The 20,901-nt window shown below is 61.9% G+C and carries 33 protein-coding genes; all 33 read left to right on the plus strand.

From position 1 onward, the window contains the following. Nucleotides 1–4: 4 nt before the first annotated feature. The 33 genes from rplB to NMG46_RS08095 all read left to right on the plus strand — a co-directional run bounded on the left by rplB (nucleotide 5) and on the right by NMG46_RS08095 (nucleotide 20,808). Nucleotides 5–838: a 50S ribosomal protein L2 gene (gene rplB, locus NMG46_RS07935; RefSeq protein ID WP_023675138.1), complete on the plus strand. Its 834-nt coding sequence runs from the start codon at nucleotides 5–7 to the stop codon at nucleotides 836–838. A gap of 16 nt (nucleotides 839–854) precedes the next feature. Next, entirely contained in the window at nucleotides 855–1,133 is a 279-nt protein-coding gene (gene rpsS, locus NMG46_RS07940; protein ID WP_006205463.1) for a 30S ribosomal protein S19, read from the plus strand. 2 nt (nucleotides 1,134–1,135) lie between these two features. Further along, nucleotides 1,136–1,525, plus strand: a complete 390-nt coding sequence (gene rplV, locus NMG46_RS07945; RefSeq protein ID WP_006205462.1) for a 50S ribosomal protein L22 — start codon at nucleotides 1,136–1,138, stop codon at nucleotides 1,523–1,525. Continuing rightward, nucleotides 1,525–2,250, plus strand: coding sequence for a 30S ribosomal protein S3 (gene rpsC, locus NMG46_RS07950; RefSeq protein WP_023675137.1), 726 nt, complete (start codon nucleotides 1,525–1,527; stop codon nucleotides 2,248–2,250). Before rplV ends, rpsC begins: the two co-directional genes overlap by 1 nt. 27 nt (nucleotides 2,251–2,277) lie before the next feature. Further along, a complete protein-coding gene (rplP, locus tag NMG46_RS07955; protein ID WP_006205460.1) occupies nucleotides 2,278–2,691 on the plus strand; it encodes a 50S ribosomal protein L16 in 414 nt (137 codons plus the stop codon). Between the two features lie 13 nt (nucleotides 2,692–2,704). Beyond that, entirely contained in the window at nucleotides 2,705–2,905 is a 201-nt protein-coding gene (rpmC, locus tag NMG46_RS07960) for a 50S ribosomal protein L29 (protein WP_006205459.1), read from the plus strand. A gap of 11 nt (nucleotides 2,906–2,916) precedes the next feature. Then, complete coding sequence (gene rpsQ / locus NMG46_RS07965; protein ID WP_023675136.1) at nucleotides 2,917–3,156, plus strand: 30S ribosomal protein S17; 240 nt, start codon at nucleotides 2,917–2,919, stop codon at nucleotides 3,154–3,156. An 82-nt stretch (nucleotides 3,157–3,238) separates the two neighbouring features. Next, nucleotides 3,239–3,607 carry a 50S ribosomal protein L14 gene (gene rplN / locus NMG46_RS07970; protein ID WP_006205457.1) on the plus strand — a complete coding sequence of 123 codons (369 nt, stop codon included), beginning with the start codon at nucleotides 3,239–3,241 and terminating at the stop codon, nucleotides 3,605–3,607. A 12-nt stretch (nucleotides 3,608–3,619) separates the two neighbouring features. Further along, nucleotides 3,620–3,934, plus strand: coding sequence for a 50S ribosomal protein L24 (rplX, locus tag NMG46_RS07975; RefSeq protein ID WP_254817150.1), 315 nt, complete (start codon nucleotides 3,620–3,622; stop codon nucleotides 3,932–3,934). Further along, nucleotides 3,927–4,505 (plus strand): 50S ribosomal protein L5, encoded by a 579-nt coding sequence (gene rplE, locus NMG46_RS07980; protein WP_008875670.1) that lies wholly within the window; start codon nucleotides 3,927–3,929, stop codon nucleotides 4,503–4,505. The genes rplX and rplE overlap by 8 nt, the downstream gene beginning before the upstream one ends. Nucleotides 4,506–4,532: 27 nt before the next feature. Beyond that, the gene (gene rpsN, locus NMG46_RS07985) at nucleotides 4,533–4,838 is read left to right on the plus strand and encodes a 30S ribosomal protein S14 (protein ID WP_254817151.1); all 306 of its coding nucleotides are present in this window, start codon (nucleotides 4,533–4,535) and stop codon (nucleotides 4,836–4,838) included. A gap of 12 nt (nucleotides 4,839–4,850) precedes the next feature. Further along, complete coding sequence (gene rpsH, locus NMG46_RS07990) at nucleotides 4,851–5,249, plus strand: 30S ribosomal protein S8 (protein WP_006205453.1); 399 nt, start codon at nucleotides 4,851–4,853, stop codon at nucleotides 5,247–5,249. An 88-nt stretch (nucleotides 5,250–5,337) separates the two neighbouring features. Further along, on the plus strand, nucleotides 5,338–5,871 hold the full coding sequence (gene rplF / locus NMG46_RS07995; protein WP_023675133.1) for a 50S ribosomal protein L6: 534 nt from the start codon (nucleotides 5,338–5,340) through the stop codon (nucleotides 5,869–5,871). Between the two features lie 84 nt (nucleotides 5,872–5,955). After that, nucleotides 5,956–6,315 (plus strand): 50S ribosomal protein L18, encoded by a 360-nt coding sequence (gene rplR, locus NMG46_RS08000; RefSeq protein WP_023675132.1) that lies wholly within the window; start codon nucleotides 5,956–5,958, stop codon nucleotides 6,313–6,315. A gap of 83 nt (nucleotides 6,316–6,398) precedes the next feature. Beyond that, nucleotides 6,399–6,962, plus strand: coding sequence for a 30S ribosomal protein S5 (gene rpsE / locus NMG46_RS08005; protein WP_006333394.1), 564 nt, complete (start codon nucleotides 6,399–6,401; stop codon nucleotides 6,960–6,962). A gap of 24 nt (nucleotides 6,963–6,986) precedes the next feature. After that, nucleotides 6,987–7,184, plus strand: coding sequence for a 50S ribosomal protein L30 (rpmD, locus tag NMG46_RS08010; protein WP_006205449.1), 198 nt, complete (start codon nucleotides 6,987–6,989; stop codon nucleotides 7,182–7,184). Between the two features lie 22 nt (nucleotides 7,185–7,206). After that, nucleotides 7,207–7,680, plus strand: coding sequence for a 50S ribosomal protein L15 (gene rplO, locus NMG46_RS08015; RefSeq protein ID WP_023675131.1), 474 nt, complete (start codon nucleotides 7,207–7,209; stop codon nucleotides 7,678–7,680). Between the two features lie 191 nt (nucleotides 7,681–7,871). Then, nucleotides 7,872–9,212 (plus strand): preprotein translocase subunit SecY, encoded by a 1,341-nt coding sequence (gene secY, locus NMG46_RS08020; protein ID WP_254817152.1) that lies wholly within the window; start codon nucleotides 7,872–7,874, stop codon nucleotides 9,210–9,212. Then, nucleotides 9,209–9,820 carry an adenylate kinase gene (locus NMG46_RS08025; RefSeq protein ID WP_254817153.1) on the plus strand — a complete coding sequence of 204 codons (612 nt, stop codon included), beginning with the start codon at nucleotides 9,209–9,211 and terminating at the stop codon, nucleotides 9,818–9,820. Before secY ends, NMG46_RS08025 begins: the two co-directional genes overlap by 4 nt. Nucleotides 9,821–10,018: 198 nt before the next feature. Next, nucleotides 10,019–10,387, plus strand: a complete 369-nt coding sequence (gene rpsM / locus NMG46_RS08030; protein ID WP_006205445.1) for a 30S ribosomal protein S13 — start codon at nucleotides 10,019–10,021, stop codon at nucleotides 10,385–10,387. Nucleotides 10,388–10,525: 138 nt separating this feature from the next. Next, complete coding sequence (gene rpsK / locus NMG46_RS08035) at nucleotides 10,526–10,915, plus strand: 30S ribosomal protein S11 (protein WP_023799279.1); 390 nt, start codon at nucleotides 10,526–10,528, stop codon at nucleotides 10,913–10,915. Nucleotides 10,916–11,019: 104 nt separating this feature from the next. Then, entirely contained in the window at nucleotides 11,020–12,030 is a 1,011-nt protein-coding gene (locus NMG46_RS08040) for a DNA-directed RNA polymerase subunit alpha (RefSeq protein WP_023675128.1), read from the plus strand. A 116-nt stretch (nucleotides 12,031–12,146) separates the two neighbouring features. Continuing rightward, a complete protein-coding gene (gene rplQ, locus NMG46_RS08045; RefSeq protein ID WP_023675127.1) occupies nucleotides 12,147–12,578 on the plus strand; it encodes a 50S ribosomal protein L17 in 432 nt (143 codons plus the stop codon). Between the two features lie 194 nt (nucleotides 12,579–12,772). Then, the gene (locus tag NMG46_RS08050; protein WP_254817154.1) at nucleotides 12,773–14,260 is read left to right on the plus strand and encodes a DegQ family serine endoprotease; all 1,488 of its coding nucleotides are present in this window, start codon (nucleotides 12,773–12,775) and stop codon (nucleotides 14,258–14,260) included. Nucleotides 14,261–14,303: 43 nt separating this feature from the next. Next, complete coding sequence (locus tag NMG46_RS08055; protein WP_254817155.1) at nucleotides 14,304–15,614, plus strand: replication-associated recombination protein A; 1,311 nt, start codon at nucleotides 14,304–14,306, stop codon at nucleotides 15,612–15,614. Nucleotides 15,615–15,750: 136 nt separating this feature from the next. Then, on the plus strand, nucleotides 15,751–16,581 hold the full coding sequence (locus NMG46_RS08060) for an aspartyl/asparaginyl beta-hydroxylase domain-containing protein (protein ID WP_254817156.1): 831 nt from the start codon (nucleotides 15,751–15,753) through the stop codon (nucleotides 16,579–16,581). A gap of 31 nt (nucleotides 16,582–16,612) precedes the next feature. Further along, complete coding sequence (gene crcB, locus NMG46_RS08065) at nucleotides 16,613–16,999, plus strand: fluoride efflux transporter CrcB (RefSeq protein ID WP_254817157.1); 387 nt, start codon at nucleotides 16,613–16,615, stop codon at nucleotides 16,997–16,999. Nucleotides 17,000–17,124: 125 nt separating this feature from the next. Further along, entirely contained in the window at nucleotides 17,125–17,496 is a 372-nt protein-coding gene (gene crcB, locus NMG46_RS08070; protein ID WP_254817401.1) for a fluoride efflux transporter CrcB, read from the plus strand. Further along, nucleotides 17,493–17,831: a DUF190 domain-containing protein gene (locus tag NMG46_RS08075; protein WP_254817158.1), complete on the plus strand. Its 339-nt coding sequence runs from the start codon at nucleotides 17,493–17,495 to the stop codon at nucleotides 17,829–17,831. The genes crcB (NMG46_RS08070) and NMG46_RS08075 overlap by 4 nt, the downstream gene beginning before the upstream one ends. A gap of 62 nt (nucleotides 17,832–17,893) precedes the next feature. Beyond that, nucleotides 17,894–18,874: an RluA family pseudouridine synthase gene (locus NMG46_RS08080; RefSeq protein WP_254817159.1), complete on the plus strand. Its 981-nt coding sequence runs from the start codon at nucleotides 17,894–17,896 to the stop codon at nucleotides 18,872–18,874. A gap of 19 nt (nucleotides 18,875–18,893) precedes the next feature. Then, on the plus strand, nucleotides 18,894–19,100 hold the full coding sequence (locus NMG46_RS08085; RefSeq protein ID WP_254817160.1) for a hypothetical protein: 207 nt from the start codon (nucleotides 18,894–18,896) through the stop codon (nucleotides 19,098–19,100). Beyond that, the gene (locus tag NMG46_RS08090; protein WP_254817161.1) at nucleotides 19,097–20,014 is read left to right on the plus strand and encodes a DMT family transporter; all 918 of its coding nucleotides are present in this window, start codon (nucleotides 19,097–19,099) and stop codon (nucleotides 20,012–20,014) included. The genes NMG46_RS08085 and NMG46_RS08090 overlap by 4 nt, the downstream gene beginning before the upstream one ends. A 2-nt stretch (nucleotides 20,015–20,016) precedes the next feature. Continuing rightward, nucleotides 20,017–20,808 carry an ATP12 family chaperone protein gene (locus NMG46_RS08095; RefSeq protein ID WP_254817162.1) on the plus strand — a complete coding sequence of 264 codons (792 nt, stop codon included), beginning with the start codon at nucleotides 20,017–20,019 and terminating at the stop codon, nucleotides 20,806–20,808. Nucleotides 20,809–20,901: the final 93 nt, after the last annotated feature.

The following is a 20,901-nucleotide window of genomic DNA, read 5'->3' on the forward strand; positions in this document are numbered from 1 at the left end:
AACAATGGCACTGAAAAAATTCAACCCGGTAACGCCGAGCACCCGTCAGCTGGTCATCGTCGACCGCTCGGGCCTCTACAAGGGCAAGCCCGTCAAGGGCCTGACCGAAGGCCTGACCAAGTCGGGCGGCCGCAACAATTACGGCCGCATCACGGCCCGCTTCATCGGCGGTGGTCACAAGCGCACCTACCGCATCATCGACTTCAAGCGCCGCAAGTTCGACGTCGTCGGTACGGTTGAGCGTATCGAGTACGATCCGAACCGCACCGCCTTCATCGCGCTGATCAAGTACGACGATGGCGAGCTGTCCTACATCATCGCCCCGCAGCGTCTGGCTCCCGGCGACAAGATCGTGGCCGGTGAATCGGTCGACGTGAAGCCGGGCAACGCGATGCCGCTGGCCTCGATGCCGGTCGGCACGATCGTCCATAATATCGAGCTGAAGCCCGGCAAGGGCGCTCAGGTCGCCCGTTCGGCCGGTGGCTATGGCCAGCTCGTCGGCCGCGACCAGGGAATGGCGATCCTGCGCCTCAATTCGGGCGAGCAGCGTGTCGTCCACGGCTCCTGCATGGCCACTGTCGGTGCCGTGTCCAACCCGGACCACGGTAACATCAATGACGGCAAGGCTGGCCGCACCGTGTGGCGTGGCAAACGTCCGCACAATCGCGGCGTGACCATGAACCCGGTCGACCATCCGCATGGCGGCGGCGAAGGCCGCACCTCGGGTGGCCGCCATCCGGTTTCGCCCTGGGGCAAGCCGACCAAGGGCAAGAAGACGCGGTCCAACAAGGCGACCGACAAGTTCATCCTGCGCTCGCGCCATCAGCGCAAGAGCTAAGAAGAGGTAACGCCAAGTGACTCGTTCGATTTGGAAAGGCCCCTTCATCGACGGCTACCTTCTGAAGAAGGTGGACAAGGTTCGTGAAGGTGGTCGCAATGAGGTGATCAAGATGTGGAGCCGCCGCTCCACCATCCTGCCGCAGTTCGTCGGCTTCACCTTCGGTGTCTACAACGGCCAGAAACACGTTCCCGTTTCGGTGAACGAGGACATGGTCGGTCACAAGTTCGGTGAATTCGCTCCGACCCGGACCTATTACGGTCACGGCGCGGATAAGAAGGCGAAGAGGAAATAATCATGGGCAAGGCCAAAGCTCCGCGCAGGCTTGCTGACAACGAAGCGCGCGCCGTGTTGCGCACGATCCGTATCAGCCCGCAGAAGCTGAACCTGGTTGCCGCGCTGATCCGCGGCAAGAAGGTCGCGACAGCGCTTTCCGACCTCGAATTCTCGGCCAAGCGGATTTCCGGCACGGTCAAGAAGACGCTGGAATCGGCGATCGCCAACGCGGAAAACAACCACGACCTCGACGTCGACGCGCTGATCGTGGCGGAAGCCTATGTCGGCAAGTCGATTGTCATGAAGCGGTTCCATGCCCGTGGCCGTGGTCGCGCCAGCCGTATCGAGAAGCCGTTCTCGCACCTCACGATCGTCGTTCGTGAAGTCGAAGAAAAAGGGGAGGCCGCATAATGGGCCAGAAAGTCAATCCGATCGGTCTGCGTCTCGGCATCAACCGCACCTGGGATTCGCGCTGGTTCGCGAACACCGGCGAGTACGGCAAGCTGCTGCACGAGGACATCAAGATCCGCAAATATCTTGAGAAGGAACTCAAGCAGGCTGCGATCTCGAAGGTCGTGATCGAGCGTCCGCACAAGAAGTGCCGCGTCACCATCCATGCGGCGCGTCCGGGCCTGATCATCGGCAAGAAGGGCGCCGACATCGAGAAGCTTCGCAAGAAGCTGATGGAGATGACCAAGTCCGAGACGCATCTGAATATCGTCGAAGTGCGCAAGCCGGAGATCGACGCGACCCTGGTCGCCCAGTCGATCGCCCAGCAGCTCGAGCGCCGCATCGCGTTCCGCCGCGCCATGAAGCGCGCCGTCCAGTCGGCGATGCGCCTCGGTGCCGAAGGCATCCGCATCAACTGCGCCGGCCGTCTCGGCGGCGCCGAGATCGCGCGCATGGAATGGTATCGCGAAGGCCGCGTGCCGCTGCATACGTTGCGCGCCGACGTCGACTACGGCACGGCCGAGGCGAATACGGCCTACGGCATCTGTGGCGTCAAGGTATGGGTGTTCAAGGGCGAAATCCTTGAGCACGACCCGATGGCTTCGGAGCGCCGCGCCACCGAGGGCGATCATGCGCATGGCGGTGGTGGTGAGCGCGAACGCGGTCGCCGTCGCGAAAACGCGTAAGACAGTCAGGAATTTGGAGTTAGAACGATGCTGCAGCCAAAGCGCACAAAGTTCCGCAAGCAGTTCAAGGGCCGCATCCACGGTACCGCCAAGGGCGGCACCAACCTGGATTTCGGTGGTTTCGGGCTGAAGGCGCTTGAGCCGAACCGCGTCACCGCGCGCGAGATCGAGGCGGCCCGCCGCGCGATCACCCGCGAGATGAAGCGCGCCGGCCGGGTGTGGATCCGTATCTTCCCGGACGTGCCGGTTACGTCGAAGCCGACTGAAGTCCGTATGGGTAAGGGCAAGGGCGCCGTCGACTACTGGGCGGCACGCGTCAAGCCGGGTCGCATCATGTTCGAGATCGACGGCGTCAACGAAGAAACCGCCCGTGAGGCGCTGCGTCTCGGCGCGGCCAAGCTCTCGGTCAGGACGCGCTTCGTACAGCGCATCGCAGAATAAGGACGGGCTGATCATGAAAGCCGAAGACATCCGGACCAAGACCCAGGACCAGCTGACCGACGACCTGGCCAGCCTGAAGAAGGAGCAGTTCAACCTGCGCTTCCAGAAGGCCACCGGCCAGCTTGAGAAGACCGCGCGCGTGAGGCAGGTCCGCAAGGACATTGCGCGTATCAAGACCATCGCTGCGGAAAAGTCCGCGGCCAAGAAGGCTTAAGGACGAAAACCATGCCAAAGCGCATTCTGCAGGGCACCGTCGTCAGCGACAAGAACGAGAAGACGGTTGTCGTCAAGGTCGAACGGCGCTTCACGCATCCCGTGATGAAGAAGACCGTGCGCATGACCAAGAAGTACAAGGCGCACGACGAGAACAACGCCCACAAGGTCGGCGATCAGGTGTTCATCCAGGAATCGAAGCCGATTTCCAAGGACAAGCGCTGGGTCGTGGTGTCTTCGGACCAGGCCTGATCAGGGCAAACGAAACGAATTTTGGACAGACCGGGGAGGGGTGAGAAACCCGTCCCGTTAGAAAAGAAGAAGGCGGCCAGTCATGATTCAGATGCAAACAAACCTCGACGTCGCGGATAATTCCGGCGCCCGTCGTGTCATGTGCATCAAGGTGCTGGGCGGCTCGAAGCGGAAATACGCTTCCGTTGGCGACATCATCGTGGTGTCGATCAAGGAAGCCATCCCGCGCGGCCGCGTCAAGAAGGGCGATGTGATGAAGGCGGTCGTGGTTCGCACGGCCAAGGACATCCGCCGCCCGGACGGCAGCGTGATCCGTTTCGACAAGAACGCAGCCGTTCTCGTCGACAACAAGAAAGAGCCGATTGGCACGCGTATCTTCGGACCGGTTCCGCGCGAACTCCGCGCCAAGAACCACATGAAGATCATCTCGCTCGCGCCTGAAGTGCTGTAAGGAGCCGGACCAATGCAAAAGATTAGAAAAGGCGACAAGGTCGTCGTGCTGGCCGGCAAGGACAAGGGCCGTTCGGGCGAAGTCCTTTCGGTGCAGCCGAAGGACGACACCGCGCTGGTGCGCGGCGTCAACCTGATTCGTCGTCATCAGAAGCAGTCCCAGTCCCAAGAGGGCGGGATCATCACCAAGGAAGCGCCGATCCAGCTGTCGAACATCGCGCTGGCCGACCCCAAGGATGGCAAGCCGACCCGCGTCGGCTTCATCTTCCAGAAGGACGGCAAGAAGGTGCGCGTCGCCAAGCGCTCGGGAGAAGTCATCAATGGCTAAGGCTCAAACCAAGCAGGCAACTGCCCAGAACACGCCGCGCCTCAAGCAGGTCTACAACGAGACCATTCGCAAGGCGCTGCAGGAGCAGTTCGGCTACGAGAACGAGATGCAGGTTCCGCGCATCGACAAGATCGTGTTGAACATGGGCGTCGGCGAGGCGACCGGCGATTCGAAGAAGCCTTCGATCGCGGCCGAAGACCTTGCAATGATCGCCGGCCAGAAGGCCGTTGTCACCCGCGCCCGCAACTCGATCGCCGGCTTCAAGGTTCGCGAGAAGATGCCGATCGGCGCCAAGGTCACGCTGCGCAAGGAACGCATGTACGAGTTCCTCGACCGCCTCGTGAACATCGCACTGCCGCGCGTCCGCGACTTCCGCGGGCTCAACCCGAAGAGCTTCGATGGCCGTGGCAACTATGCCATGGGCATCAAGGAACACATCGTGTTTCCGGAGATCAACTACGACAAGGTTGATCAGATCTGGGGCATGGACGTCATCGTTTGTACGACTGCGAAGACGGACGACGAAGCCAGGGCATTGCTCAAGGCCTTCAACTTCCCCTTCCGCCAGTAACGGCAGCGAGAAAAGGAAAAATCTGAAATGGCAAAGACCAGCTCAGTCGAGAAGAACAACAGGCGCCGCAAGCTTGCGGACCAGTTCGCTGCCAAGCGCAAGGTGCTCAAGGCGATCATCATGGATCAGTCCAAGCCGATGGAAGAGCGCTTCCGCGCTCAGCTGAAGCTTTCGGCGCTGCCGCGCAACTCGGCCAAGAGCCGCATCCGCAACCGCTGCGAAGTCACCGGACGTCCGCGTGCCTATTATCGCAAGCTCAAAGTATCGCGTATCGCGCTTCGTGATCTCGGCAATAACGGCCAGATCCCGGGCCTGGTCAAGTCGAGCTGGTAAGGAGGACATAACATGTCATTGAGCGATCCTCTCGGCGATATGCTGACCCGCATCCGCAACGCGTATGGCCGCAAGAAGTCGAGCGTTTCGACGCCGGCTTCGCGCCTGCGCACCCGTGTCCTCGACGTGCTGAAGGCCGAAGGCTATATCCGCGACTACAGCCAGACCGACTTCGACAACGGCAAGTCCGAAATCGAGATCGAGCTGAAGTATTTCGACGGTGCGCCGGTGGTGCGCGAAATCGCTCGGGTCTCGAAGCCCGGCCGCCGCGTCTACGTTTCGGCCAAGTCGATACCGCACGTCGCCAACGGCCTCGGCATCGCCATCCTTTCGACGCCGAAGGGTGTGATGGCCGACCACGAAGCGCGCGAACAGAATGTCGGCGGGGAAATCCTCTGCCAGATCTTCTGATCTGGTATGTGACCCGTTGGAATCCGGCTTTCGGGATCAAGTCCCGAAAACCGAGACCTGAAACAAGAGAAGTGACGAGGACAACAGAATGTCTCGTATTGGAAAGAAACCCGTTTCGCTGCCGCAGGGCGTGACCGCGACCGTCAACGGCCAGACCGTGACGGCGAAGGGTCCGAAGGGCGAGCTGAAGTTCGTGGTGAACGACGAAGTGCTGGTCAAGATGGAAGGCAGCGAGATCGCTGTCCAGCCGCGCGACCAGACCAAGACCGCCCGTTCCAAATGGGGCATGTCGCGCACGCAGATCGTCAACATCCTGCAGGGCGTCAAGGACGGCTTCGAAAAGAAGCTCGAGATCACCGGCGTCGGCTATCGCGCCGCCATGCAAGGCAAGAACCTGCAGCTGGCGCTCGGCTTCAGCCACGACGTTGTCTACGAGACGCCGCAGGGCGTGACGATTTCGGTGCCGAAGCCGACGGAAATCACCGTGACCGGCATCGACAAGCAGCAGGTTGGTCAGGTTGCCGCCGAGATCCGCGAGTACCGCAGCCCCGAGCCCTACAAGGGCAAGGGCGTCCGCTATGCTGGCGAGAAGATCGTCCGCAAGGAAGGCAAGAAGAAGTAATTTTAACGCCGCGGGGAGCGGTCGCGGGAGGCTCGTCCTACCGCATATGGTTGCCCCCGTTTTTGAAGGCAAGGAACTGATATTATGGGCTCGAAAGAATCCACCCAACGCCGCGCTCAGCGCGTCCGCCGCCAGATCAAAAAGGTTGCCGGCGATCGTCCGCGTTTGTCGGTCCATCGCACGTCGAAGAACATCTATGTCCAGGTGATCGACGACGCCAAGGGCCACACCATCGCGGCTGCTTCGACGCTTGAGAAGGAGCTCAAGGGCTCGCTCAAGACCGGCGCCGACACCGCGGCCGCAGCTGCCATCGGCAAGCTGATCGCCGAGCGTGCCTCGAAGGCCGGCGTCAAGGAAGTCGTCTTCGACCGCGGCGCCTACATCTACCACGGCCGCGTCAAGGCGCTTGCCGAGGCTGCACGTGAAGGTGGTCTGAGCTTCTAAAAACGAAATTCGCCCCGGCGACCCACAGAGGCCGCCGGATATTATCATCAACCGTGCTTCCGGAAAAAAACAAGGAACAGGATATGGCACAGGAACGTAGGGATGGCGGCCGCGGCCGTGATCGCGAAGAGCGCGACGACGGCATGGTCGACAAGCTCGTCCACATCAACCGTGTCGCCAAGGTCGTCAAGGGCGGCCGGCGCTTCGGCTTTGCAGCACTCGTTGTCGTCGGCGACCAGAAGGGCCGCGTCGGCTTCGGCCACGGCAAGGCGCGTGAAGTGCCGGAGGCGATCCGCAAGGCGACCGAATCGGCCAAGCGCGACATGATCTTCGTGCCGTTGCGCTCGGGCCGCACGCTGCACCATGACGTCGAGGGACGCTGGGGCGCGGGACGTGTCCTGCTGCGCGCTGCCAAGCAAGGTACCGGCATCATTGCCGGCGGCCCGATGCGCGCCGTTTTCGAGACGCTCGGCATGCATGACGTGGTCGCCAAGTCGATGGGTTCTTCGAACCCCTACAACATGGTTCGCGCCACTTTCGACGCGCTGAAGAGCCAGATGCATCCGAAGGATGTGGCTGCCGCGCGCGGCATCAAGTATTCGACCCTTCAGGCCCGCCGCGGCACCGCCGTTGCGGCTGAAGAATAGTCGACGCTGATCAGGGATCTGACCATGGCCAAGAAAGCAACCAAGACCATCACCGTCGAGCAGATCGGTTCACCGATCCGCCGGCCGAAGGAGCAGCGCGCAACGCTGGTCGGCCTCGGCCTCAACAAGATGCACAAGCAGCGCACGCTGGAGGATACGCCCTCGGTGCGCGGCATGATCGCTGCCGTCCAGCATCTCGTCCGCGTCGTGGACGAGGGCTGAGCCAGAGCGCAGGAGAACCCAGATGAAACTCAATGATCTGCGTGACAAGGACGGCGCGACGCACTCCAAGAAGCGTCTCGGCCGTGGCATCGGTTCCGGTTCGGGCAAGACCGCCGGTCGCGGCGTCAAGGGCCAGAAGGCGCGCTCCGGTGTCGCCGTCAACGGCTTCGAGGGTGGCCAGATGCCGCTCTACCGCCGCCTGCCGAAGCGCGGCTTCAACAACATCTTCGCCAAGAGCTTCACAGTCGTGTCGCTGGCCCGCATCCAGGCGGCGCTCGATGCCAAGAAGCTTGACGCTAAGACAGTTGTGACGGCCGAGGCGCTGGTTGCGGCCGGCGTCATCCGTCGCGTCAAGGACGGCGTGCGCATCCTTTCGGACGGCGACATCAAGGCCAAGCTTGCCTTCGACGTGGCCGGAGCCTCCAAGGCCGCGATCGAGAAGATCGAAAAGGCCGGCGGCTCGGTGAAACTGCCTGAGCAGGCAGCCGCCGAGTAACGGCAATTTGAAGCACGTTCGGCAAAGGCGGAATTCGGTTTTGCCTGCGGTCGTGCTTTGATCCGACAGATGTGGCGGCCGCATCAACGCGGCCGCTTGCATGTTTGCAGTCCGGAGCTTATCTCGTGAGCTTCGGTGACACGCGCCGCCTGAGCTGCGGGCATCGAGCGTGACCAAGCGGAGAATCAGGCATGGCTTCGGCTGCTGAACAACTAGCCTCGAATCTGAATTTTTCGGCCTTCGCCAAAGCCGAGGATTTGAAGAAGCGCATCTGGTTCACCATCGGCGCGCTGCTCGTCTACCGTCTTGGCACCTACATCCCGCTGCCCGGCATCAATCCCGACGCTTTCGCCCAGGCCTTCTCGTCGCAGAGCAAGGGCGTGCTCGGCATGTTCAACATGTTCGCCGGCGGCGCCGTGCAGCGCATGGCGATCTTTGCCCTTGGCATTATGCCCTATATCTCCGCTTCCATCATTATGCAGCTGATGACCTCGGTCATTCCGTCGCTGGAAGCGCTGAAGAAGGAAGGCGAGCAGGGCCGCAAGATCATCAACCAGTACACGCGCTACGGCACAGTGCTTTTGGCGCTGGTCCAGGCGTACGGCATTTCGGTCGGGCTTGAGGGCGGCAACGGCATCGTCAACGATCCCGGCATGTTCTTCCGCATCTCTACCGTCGTCACGCTGGTCGGCGGCACCATGTTCCTGATGTGGCTTGGCGAGCAGATCACCGCCCGCGGCATCGGCAACGGCATTTCGCTGATCATCTTCTCCGGCATCGTCGCCGGCCTGCCGCGCGCCATCTCCGGCACGCTGGAGCTTGGCCGCACCGGCGCCTTGTCGACCGGCCTGATCCTGGCGATCATCGTGCTCGCCATCATCGTCATCGCGCTGATCGTCTTCTTCGAGCGCGCCCAGCGCCGCCTGCTGATCCAGTATCCCAAGCGCCAGGTTGGCAATCGCATGTTCCAGGGCGATACCTCGCATCTGCCGCTGAAGCTCAACACGTCCGGCGTCATTCCGCCGATCTTCGCCTCGTCGCTGCTGCTGCTGCCTGCGACCGTCGCCGGCTTCTCGCAGACCACCAATATGCCTGCATGGGCCAGCACAGTCCTGGCGGCGCTCGGCCACGGCCAGCCGCTCTATATGGCCTTCTACGCGGCGATGATCGTGTTCTTCGCCTTCTTCTATACGGCGATCGTCTTCAATCCGAAGGACACCGCCGACCAGCTCAAGAAGCATTCTGGCTTCATCCCGGGCTATCGTCCGGGCGAGCGCACTGCGGACTATATCGACTATGTGCTCACCCGCATCACTGTCGTCGGCGCCATTTATCTGGTGCTGGTGTGTCTGCTGCCCGAGTTCCTGATTTCAGCGACTGGCGTACCGTTCTACCTTGGTGGCACTTCGCTCCTGATCGTGGTCAGTGTAACGCTCGATACGGTGGCGCAGATTCAGGGTCACCTGATCGCGCACCAGTATGAGGGCCTGATCAAGAAGTCGAAGCTGCGCGGGGGGAAAAAGGCCAGATGAGGTTGATATTGCTTGGACCGCCGGGGGCGGGCAAGGGGACACAAGCACTGAGACTGGTAGAACGACACGGCATCCCACAGCTTTCCACGGGGGACATGCTGCGTGCTGCGGTTCAGGCCGGCACCGAAGTCGGCAAGCGCGCCAAGGCGGTGATGGACGCTGGCGAACTGGTGTCCGACGCTATCGTCAACGCCATCGTGGCCGAGCGTATCGATCAAGCTGATTGCGCAAACGGCTTCATCCTTGACGGATACCCGCGAACTCTGGTGCAAGCGGACGCCGTTGAGGAAATGCTGTCGGATCGCGGACTGGAGCTAGACGCGGTCATCGAATTTGTCGTCGACGACAAGGCGCTGGTTGGCCGAATCGTCAAACGCGCCGAAGAAGCCAAGGCCGCAGGCCTGCCGGTGCGCAAGGACGACAGTCCAGCGGTGTTCGAAGAACGCTTGAGGGAATATTACAAGAAAACCTCGCCGCTGATCGGCTACTACTATGCCAAGGGCAAACTCAGGGGCGTCGATGGCATGGCCGACATCGATGCGGTGACGCAGCAGATCGAGGCGGTGCTCAGGGCGACGACCCGGCAGGTTGGCCGGGCGGCCGGCTAGAGAATCGAACGATTGCGCTTGACTGGAGCGGCCCGCTGGGGTATGGCGGCCCGTCTTCCTATCAGGCATGAGGCTTGCTTGTCCGCAAGGGCAAGGCAGGCCGCTTTGAACTGGAAACTCCCGCAAGGGCCGGCCTCCACCGGACGCGGGGCAACTTGAAGCGCCGGCTCGTCCGGCCTACATGGAGAAGAGAAGAACATGGCTCGTATAGCCGGCGTCAACATTCCGACCAACAAGCGCGTCGTCATCGCGCTTCAATACATTCACGGCATTGGCAAGAAGTTCGCCCAGGAGATCGTCGACAAGGTCGGCATCCCGGCCGAGCGTCGCGTCAACCAGCTGACCGACGCGGAAGTGCTGCAGATCCGCGAGACCATCGACCGCGATTACCAGGTCGAGGGCGACCTGCGCCGCGAAGTGTCGATGAACATCAAGCGACTCATGGACCTCGGCTGCTACCGCGGCCTGCGTCACCGCCGCTCGCTGCCGGTTCGTGGTCAGCGCACACATACCAATGCGCGCACCCGCAAGGGGCCGGCCAAGTCGATTGCCGGAAAGAAGAAGTAATTTAGGGCAGTAAGGAGTAGGGCAGTAAGGCAATAGGAACGGCAGACATACTGCCCTACTGCCATATTCCCCTACTGCTTTCTCCCTGGTGGAGCCGCTGGCATTACGGCGGTGTAGAGATCAACTGAAAGGACCATCATGGCCAAGGAAGCCACTCGTGTTCGCCGTCGCGAACGCAAGAACATCTCGTCGGGCGTTGCCCACGTTAATTCGACCTTCAACAACACGATGATCACCATCACCGACGCGCAGGGTAACTCGATTGCCTGGTCGTCGGCTGGAGCCCAGGGCTTCAAGGGATCGCGCAAGTCGACCCCGTTCGCTGCCCAGATGGCCGCCGAAGATGTTGCCAAGAAGGCCCAGGAACACGGCATGCGCATGCTCGAGGTCGAGGTCTGTGGACCCGGCTCCGGTCGTGAATCGGCGCTGCGCGCGCTGCAGGCCGCCGGCTTCACCATCACCTCGATCCGTGATGTGACGCCGATCCCGCACAATGGTTGCCGCCCGCGCAAGAAGCGCCGCGTCTAAAGAATTTACCGAACGCCGCGCGAGCGCCTCAAGGGCGCTCCTCCACGGCATTCCAGGTCGCCCGCCACGATTGGATGGCGGCGGGACAACGGAAGGAAAGCACTATGATCCAGAAAAATTGGCAAGAACTGATCAAGCCGAACAAGATCGAGTTCTCGTCGAAGAAGAAGACGCTGACCACGCTCGTCGCCGAGCCGCTCGAGCGCGGCTTCGGCCTCACCCTCGGCAACGCGCTGCGCCGCGTGCTTCTATCTTCGCTGCGTGGCGCGGCTGTGACCGCCGTGCAGATCGACGGCGTTCTGCATGAATTCTCGTCCATCGCCGGCGTGCGCGAGGACGTGACCGACATCGTCTTGAACATCAAGGAAATCGCCATCCGCATGGAAGGCGACGGCCCCAAGCGCATGGTCGTACGCAAGCAGGGACCGGGTGCGGTTCTCGCCGGCGACATCCAGACGGTTGGCGACGTCGAGATCCTTAATCCCGACCACGTCATCTGCACGCTGGACGAGGGCGCTGAAATCCGCATGGAATTCACCGTCGACACCGGCAAGGGCTATGTGCCGGCCGACCGTAACCGCGCCGAGGACGCGCCAATCGGGCTGATCCCCGTCGACAGCCTGTATTCGCCGGTCAAGAAGGTCTCCTATAAGGTCGAGAACACCCGCGAGGGCCAGGTTCTCGACTATGACAAGCTGACCATGACCATCGAGACCGATGGTTCGATCTCGGGCGAGGACGCAGTGGCCTTCGCCGCTCGCATCCTGCAGGACCAGCTCGGCCTGTTCGTCAATTTCGACGAGCCGCAGAAGGAAGTCGCCGCCGAGCAGGTTACCGAGCTTGCCTTCAACCCGGCGCTGCTCAAGAAGGTCGACGAGCTCGAGCTTTCCGTGCGCTCTGCCAACTGCCTGAAGAACGACAACATCGTCTACATCGGCGACCTGATCCAGAAGACCGAAGCCGAGATGCTGCGCACCCCGAACTTCGGCCGCAAGTCGCTGAACGAGATCAAGGAAGTCCTGGCGGCGATGGGCCTGCATCTCGGCATGGAAGTGCCGGACTGGCCGCCGGAAAACATCGAAGACCTCGCCAAGCGTTACGAAGATCAATATTAAGCATGATCCCGAACCGAAGGTCAGCGCAGCAAAAAGTTGCAGACTTTTCGGACAAGATCATGCGGCTAACCAACTGGGGCTCAGGCCTCTTGAAACCGCAATGAAGGAGAAGAGCCATGCGCCACGGATTTAAAGGCCGCCGGTTCGCCCGCAGCATAAGCCATCGCAAGTCGATGTTTGCCAATCTTGCCGTGTCGCTTATCGAGCACGAGCAGATCCTCACCACGCTACCGAAGGCGAAGGATTTGCGTCCGATCGTCGAGAAGCTGGTGACGCTCGGCAAGCGCGGCGACCTGCACGCCCGCCGCCAGGTTATTGCCCAGATCGGCAATGAAGGCGTCGTCAAGCGCCTGTTCGATACCATCGCGCCACGTTATGCCACCCGCAACGGCGGCTATCTGCGCATCATGAAGGCCGGCTTCCGCCACGGTGATAACGCGGCAATGGCGGTTATCGAGTTCGTCGACCGCGACACCTCGGCCAAGGGCGCCGGCGACCGTGCCCGCATCGAGGCTGAAGGCACCGAAGAGGAAGCCGCGGCCGCATAAGGCTCGGCTTTCCTGAGATGTTCAAAAGGGGCCTCCGGGCCCCTTTTTCTGTTTCCGAAGGTAACCGGGCAGGGCTGGTAGGGGTTTGGTCACCGGTTTTTGCGGCGACTACCCAAAATAATCGGATTTCAGCGGCTTAGCCTTTCATTTTGCACAATCGTCAGGACAATGGCGCCCGACTTGGAGGATTCGGAATGCGCGTTAAACGGCTGTCCATTGTTCTGATCTGCGCCTTGATGGCGTTGGCCCTCGTGCCGGCGGCCAGGCACGCGCTGGCGGAGGAGACCAAGCCAGATCCTGGTCTGTCCGACGTGCTGACCGATCTGTTGCATGGCGTCGAAGGCGAAAACGCCACCTCCGGCCCCGACAAGCGCGTGCCGTTCGGCCGCGAGGAGGTGCAGCTGTCCTTTGCGCCGCTGGTCAAGCAGACGGCGCCGGCTGTAGTCAATGTCTACGCCTCGCAGACCGCCAAGGCGACGTCGCCCTTCGACGGCGATCCGTTTTTCGAGGAGTTCTTCGGCCGCTCGCAGCCGCGCGCGCAGTCGTCGCTCGGTTCGGGGGTACTGGTCGATCCGACCGGCGTCGTGGTCACCAATTTCCATGTCGTCAAGGACGCCGACCAGGTCAAGGTCGCGACCGCCGACGGGCGCGAATTCGACAGTAAGGTGCTGCTCAAGGATGAGACGCTCGACCTCGCCGTGCTCAAGATTTCTTCCGACAAGCCGTTCCCGGTGATCGCCATCGGCGATTCCGACGCGCTCGAGGTTGGCGACCTGGTGCTGGCGATCGGCAATCCGTTCGGGGTCGGCCAGACCACCACCAGCGGCATCATTTCGGCGGTGGCGCGCAGCCATATCGGCGTCTCCGATTCCAGCTTCTTCATCCAGACCGACGCGGCCATCAATCCCGGCAATTCCGGCGGCGCGCTGGTCAACATGGGAGGGCAGCTGATCGGCATCAACACGGCGATCTATAGCCGTAGCGGCGGCTCGATCGGCATCGGCTTTGCCATCCCTTCGAACATGGTCCGCGCTTTCGCCGATGCGGCCAAGGCTGGGCTCGACTTCTTCGAGCGGCCGTATGCCGGTGCCGAGTTCGAGGCGGTGACGCCGCAGATTGCCGAATCGCTTGGCATGGACAAACCGACCGGTGCGCTGGTTTCTTCAGTCGAAGAGGCGGGACCCGCGGCCAAGGCAGGGCTCAAGCCTGGCGACGTAGTGCTGTCGCTCAACGGCAAGCCGGTCGAGAGCGTCGGCGCGCTGGACTACCGGATGGCGACGCTGTCGATTGGTACGAATGCCAGCTTCGGCGTTCTGAGCAAGGGTCAGCAGGCGACGATGGACATCGCTCTGGAACGACCGCCCGAAGGCGCCAAGGCTGCGGAACTCACATTGCGTGGGCATAGCCCGTTTTCGGGTGCCAAAGTCGCTGAACTGTCGCCACGGCTTGCCCAGCGGCTCGGTCTGCGCACCGATGTCAAAGGCGTCACCGTGGTCGACGTCAACCGCGATTCGCCCGCTGCTGATTTTGGCTTCCAGCCCGGCGACGTCGTGCGTGAGGTCAATGGCCTGACGATCGACAAGGCGGCGACGCTGGAACAGGTAGCCCAGCAGGACACGCGCTGGTGGCGCTTTACCGTCGAGCGCGGCGGGCAGATACTGCGCCAGGTATTGCGTTACTGAGCCCGACCGTCAGCATGATCGGGCTCCAGGCAGAAGAAGTTGCATGGCCGATCTGTTCAGTGTCGATGAACCGGAAAAGACGCCGCCCGGCAGGCCGCTGGCGGACCGTCTGCGCCCGAAGAACCTTGGCGAGGTCGTCGGCCAGGAGCATCTGACCGGACCCGACGGCGCGCTGACGCGGCTGATCGGCTCCGGCTCGCTCGGCTCGATGATTTTCTGGGGCCCGCCCGGCACCGGCAAGACAACGGTCGCACGGCTGCTTGCCGGAGAGACAAGCCTCGCCTTCGAACAGATTTCGGCCGTGTTTTCGGGCGTTGCCGACCTGAAGAAAGTGTTCGAGGCAGCGAAGCTGCGCCGCTCGAACGGCCGCCAGACACTGCTGTTCGTCGACGAGATCCATCGCTTCAACCGCGCCCAGCAGGACAGTTTTCTGCCCGTGATGGAAGGCGGCACCGTGGTGCTGGTCGGCGCCACCACCGAGAACCCGTCATTCGAGCTTAACGCCGCGCTTTTGTCGCGCGCGCGCGTGCTGGTCTTTCACTCGCTCGGCGAGGACAGCATCGCCAAGCTGCTGGCGCGGGCCGAGCAGGCAGAGGGCAGGGCGCTGCCGCTCGATGAAGACGCGCGGGCAATGCTCATCCGCATGAGCGACGGCGACGGCCGCGCGGCGCTGACGCTCGCCGAAGAGGTCTGGCGCGCAGCGAAATCAAAGGAGGTGTTCGGCGCCGAAGCTCTGCAGCGCATCGTCCAGCGCCGCGCGCCGATCTACGACAAAGGCCAGGACGGCCATTATAATTTGATCTCCGCCTTGCACAAATCGGTGCGCGGCTCCGACCCCGACGCGGCACTCTACTATCTGGCCCGCATGTTCGACGCCGGCGAAGATCCGCTTTATCTCGGGCGCCGGTTGGTGCGCATGGCGATGGAGGATATCGGGCTGGCCGACCCGCAGGCGCTCGTCGTCGCTAACGCCGCCAAGGACGCCTACGACTATCTGGGCTCGCCCGAGGGCGAACTGGCCTTCGCCGAGGCGACCGTCTATCTCGCCACCGCGCCGAAATCCAATGCAGTCTATACCGCGTTCAAGGCCGCCACACAGGCGGCGAAGGAATTCGGTTCGCTGCTGCCGCCCAAGCACATTCTCAATGCGCCGACCAAGCTGATGAAACAGGAAGATTACGGCGCCGGCTATCGCTACGACCACGACGAGCCCGACGCTTTTTCCGGCCAGGACTATTTTCCGGAGAAGATGGGAAGGCAGACATTCTACGACCCGCCCGAGCGCGGCTTCGAGCGCGATATCAGGAAGCGGCTGGATTATTGGGCGAAGCTGCGCAGCGAGCGGGAAAAATAGCTGCCAGTCGCACAGTGGCGTGATCGCCGTTGTCTGGCGTGACAAAAAACCCTATCAAGATGCGCCTTCGGCCGGCGGACAGGCCAGAAACGTACCGACGATATTCAGAACGGAATCGCGCCTGGCGCGTGGAAAAATGACGAAAAAATCTCGCAAGACCCTTCGGAAGTTCGCCATAGCGATCCCGCTGCTGGCGCTCGGCTTTTATTTCATTCCCATCCTGATGACAATTTTCATTGTCCTCGGTCTGATCGACGTGTTGCGCAACGACAACAAGAACTGGGCCCTGTTCAGTGGTTATTTCCTCGGCAACGGCATCTTCACCTGGCTGCTTTCGCCCTTCAATCTGCTGGTCGATCTGCTGTGCTACAGAAACCGGGGTGTCTGGAAACTGGACCAGTTTCCTCCGGACTATCAACGCGAGGTCAACGAGGTCCTGGACGTATTCAAGGCGCGCAAGGACGAGATCATCGCCGATATCGACGCCAATTTCGGCAGCGGCCGGCGCGGCATGTATGTCTATCAGTGGTACGGCAAGCACAAAATCGACAACGTTGCCGAATTCAACAAGGATTTCAAATACATCAAGACCATCGCCGTGTCGGTGTTCAGGGGCAAGGAATCGACCTCCTGGCATTTCGGACCGCTGCGGCTCAGCCTGCGCATTCTCTACAATCTTCTCCCGGTGAAGGCCGAGGTTTTCGTCGAGTGCAACAACGCCAGGAACTACTGGCACGACAATCCGCTCTATATTTTCGACGACACGCTGCTGCACCGCTCGGTCAACGAATATGACGGGCGCCGCTACTGTGTGTTCATGGACATCATTCGCCCGTCGCCGTTTCCCGGTCTGATCTCGACACTCCTGGCCATCGTTTCGGTCAGCGTCGAGCGCATCAATGCCATGTTCTACAAAAACTGGAAGATGATCGCCTCCAGCAAGCCCAAGAAGGCCGGAGCCGCCTGACACCGTGGTGTGACCGGCGCGAGGGAGCACGATGTATCATCTGTTGCTTGTCTGCCTTGGCGGCGCGGTCGGCGCAATGGCCCGCTTCTTCTTGTCCGGCTTCGTCGCCCGCCGGGTTGGCGAGACCTTTCCCTGGGGCACGATGGTGGTCAACGTCTCGGGAGCGTTTGCAATCGGTGTCGTTGCGCATGCGGTGGCGCGCGACGGCATGCCCGCCATCTGGGCCTTTGCCGTCACCGGCGGCCTCGGCTGCTACACCACGGTGTCTTCCTTCAGCCTGCAGACGCTGGCGCTGGCGCGCGAGGGCGAATGGCTGCGCGCCGGCGGAAATGTGCTGCTTTCGATTTTCCTCAGCCTCGGCGGCGTGACGCTGGGCTTTGCCGCGGGAAGTCTTCTGATTGACAGCGGGGCGCCGTGAGCGGCCCGCGGAAGCTCCGCCACGACGGGACGGAGACTGCCGCGGCCGGGCATGGCGGACGCCTCATTGGTTGGCGCAGAACCTCCGAAACGGTTCGGCTCTATGCGACCGTGGCCGCGGGCAGCATGATCGGCGGTGTGCTGCGGGCGCTTGCCTCATCGACGAGCACTGCCCTGTGGGGCGCTGGATTTCCCTTCGGCACACTCCTCGTCAACATTGTCGGCTCATTCCTCATCGGCTTCTACGCGACATTGACGGGACCGGATGGTCGTGTCTTCGCCGGTCCGCTGCAGCGCCAGTTCTTCATGGCCGGCTTCTGTGGCGGCCTGACGACCTTCTCGGCCTTCAGCCTTGAAACGCTCACCCTCGCGCAAGGCGGGAGGTTTCTGGCGGCTGGACTCAATATCGCGATCTCCGTGGTGGCCTGGCTTGCCGCCGTCTGGCTTGGCCACATCTTTGCAGTTCGCCTCAACCGGCTGAGAGGGTCCAGGCAATGAAGATACCAACACAGGCACAATTGCTGCGCATATTTATCGGCGAAAACGACAAGGCAGATGGCCGTCCGCTGTATGAGGTTATCGTGCTGAGGGCCCGCGAAATGCAGATCGCCGGCGCGACCGTCCTGCGCGGCGCGATGGGGTTCGGCCATTCCAGCCGGCTTCACACCACGAAGATCCTCCGCCTATCGGAGGATCTGCCCCTGGTCATCGAGATCGTCGATGACGAGGAAAAATTGGCCGCTTTCCTGCCCGTTCTTGAAACAATCATGACAAGTGGTTTGATTACGCTGGAGAAAGTTCAGGTTCTGCAATATGGAACCGACAACGAATAACCGAGTGAGATTGCGGGTGCCGGCGAATGCCGTTGCATGCCTGCAAAACGGCGATTGGAATCATGGCAGGCGTTGAACAGATCACAGTGGACGCCGGTGAGGCGGGCATGCGGCTCGACCGCTGGTTCAAGAGCCATTTCCCCGGTCTCGGTTTTGGTCATCTGCAGAAGCTGCTGCGTTCCGGCCAGATCCGCGTCGACGGCGGCAGGGTGAAGGCCGATACCCGCGTCGAAGCCGGCCAAACGGTGCGTGTGCCGCCGCTCGAAGTCGACAAAAGAGGCGAAAGCCCGCTGACCGGCCATTCGATACGCAACCAGGGCGACGCCGATGTCCTAGCCAAGATGCTGATCCATGAGGATCCGAAGGTCTTCGTCTTCAACAAGCCGGCCGGCCTGGCGGTGCAAGGCGGCTCCGGGGTCACCCGCAATGTCGATGACATGCTGGAAGCCTGGCGCAACCAGAAGGGCGAGAAGCCGCGTCTGGTGCACCGGCTCGACCGCGACACGTCGGGTGTTCTGGTTGTCGCCCGTACAAGGCTCGCCGCCATGAAGCTCGCCGAAGCGTTCCGGGCGCGTGAGACGAAGAAAACCTACTGGGCGCTGGTCAAGGGCGTGCCGCCGAAGCGCGAGGACAAGATCTCGACCTGGTTGATCAAGGAACCGACGCCCGACGGCGATCGCGTGCGCATCGCCAAGCATGGCGAAAAGGGCGCCGATCACGCCGTGTCCTACTACCGTGTCATCGAGCAGGCTGCACAGACGATGACCTGGCTGGAGATGGAGCCCTATACCGGCCGCACCCACCAGCTTCGTGTCCATGCCGCGCATATCGGCTGCCCGATCATCGGTGACCCCAAATATTTCGAGGCCGACACCAATTGGGATTTTCCCGGCGGCATGCAGAACCGCCTGCACCTGCACGCCCGCCGCATCGTCATCCCACATCCCGATAAGGGGTTTGTCGACGTCACCGCGCCGATGCCGCCGCACATGCGCCAGAGCTGGAACCTGATCGGCTTCGACGACGCAAGCGCGGAGGATTAAATGAGCGAGGGCGTAAACCATGGATGAAGCGTCGCTCGTTCGTCAGTTGGTGAACTGGTTGCCATTCATCCTGATTCTCGTCGTCTGGTTCGCTTATATACGCCGCGTTGCAACCCGGCAGGGGTCGATGGCCGAAATCGGCCGTGAGAACACCGAAGCGGTAAGGCAGAATACCGAAGTGCTGAAGGCGCTGCTCGCGAAGCTGGAAAGCCAGTCCAAGCAATGACCGCAGCAACCGCAATGGACCGCCGCAGTTCCGTTGACGCTGCCGCCGCCGCCATCATGGTTGGGCTGACTTTTTCCTGGGGGCTGAACTACGTCGCCGCCAAGATCTCCTATGCCGGCTACGATCCCGTTTTCCTATCGATCGCCCGCTCGGTGATCGGCGGCCTGTGTGTTTTCGGCTGGTGCCGCTGGCGCGGCATCGCGCTGTTCACGCCCGACAAGACCCTCGTCGCCGGCATTCTGGCAGGCGCGCTTTTCGGTCTCGAGTTCCTGTTTTTGTATGTCGGGCTCGAGCACACCACCGTCGTGCGCAACACCTTGCTGGTCAATACCATGCCGTTCTGGATGTTGGTCGGCGGCCATTTCCTGCTGGGCGAAAGCATCACGGCACGCAAGCTCGTTGGTCTTCTGCTCGCTTTCGCCGGACTGGTCGCGGTGTTTTCCGATAAACTGAGCGCCCATGGCGGCGCAACATTGAGCGGCGATTTGCTCAGTCTCGGCGCCGGCATTCTGTGGGCCGTGACCAATATCGTCATCAAGCGGTCGAAGCTGGTCACGGCCAGCGCCGAAAAGCTGCTGCTCTATCAACTGGCCGGGGCCGCCGTCGTCGGGATTTTGGTGATGCCTTTTGCCGGCCCGCCAGTCCGCAGCTTTGCCGTTCTGCCGACCTTGGCTCTGTTGTTCCAGGCCGTCTACGTCGTCGCGTTCACCTATGTTCTGTGGTTCTGGCTGCTCCGGCGCTACCCTGCATCTGGACTGTCGAGCTTCACCTTCCTGTCGCCGGTGTTCGGTGTGCTCTGCGGCGCCGTCTTCTTGAACGAGCCGTTGACAGTTCGTATCTTCCTGGCACTCGGCCTCATCGCCGCCGGTCTTATCATCGTCAACCGGCCGGCCCGAAAACAAGCCCCCGGATGAGCATGCGCGACATATTGAACGACCTCGAAGCTGGAAAGCAGCTCTCCGATCCGGACCCGGTGCGTCGCGCCCAGATCCAGATGAAGACGCAACTGCCGAAGCGCTTCTACAAGTCTGTCGCGGTAGCACCGGTCGAAGACGGTTTTGCCGTCCATCTCGATGGCAAGCCCGTCCGCACGCCGGCCAAGGCGCTGCTGGCGCTGCCAACCGAAAAGGCGGCTGCTCTCGTCGCCGAGGAATTCGCCGCACAGGAGGAGACCATCGACCCGGTGAGGATGCCGGTGATGCGTCTGGTCAATACGGCAATCGATGGCGTCGCCAGTGATCCCCAGGCGGTGCTGGAGGACATACTGCGCTTCGCCTCATCCGATCTGCTCTGCTACCGCGCCGATGCGCCCCAAGGACTAGTCGACCGGCAGAACGAGCATTGGGACCCGGTCATCGACTGGGTGCGCAGCGCACTCGGCGCCCGGTTCCATCTCGCCGAAGGCGTGATCCATGTCGAACAGCCGCGCGAGAGTATCGCGCTGCTCGGCCAGCATCTTGCCCAACGTGCCGATCCGCTGCGCCTTGCCGCCATTCACGTCATGACCTCGCTGACCGGATCGGCGCTGCTGGCGATCGCCGTCGACTTCGGCGAGCTCGACGGCGAGGCGGCCTGGGCTGCCGGTCATGTCGACGAGGACTGGCAGGCCGAGCAATGGGGCCATGATGCAGAGGCGCTCGCGCGCCGCGCTGCCCGCAAGCGCGACATGATGGCCGCAGTCAAGCTGCTCGAAGCTCTCAACGGCTGACGGCACCGCCCGCTATTTCGCACTGCACATTAGACCAAAGTCATAATCCCAAAGGCGGTCTGCCTCTGGGCACTGCTTTCTGTCATTTTTTGC

Source organism: Mesorhizobium sp. LMG 17147 (assembly GCF_024297145.1).
Lineage (GTDB): Bacteria > Pseudomonadota > Alphaproteobacteria > Rhizobiales > Rhizobiaceae > Mesorhizobium.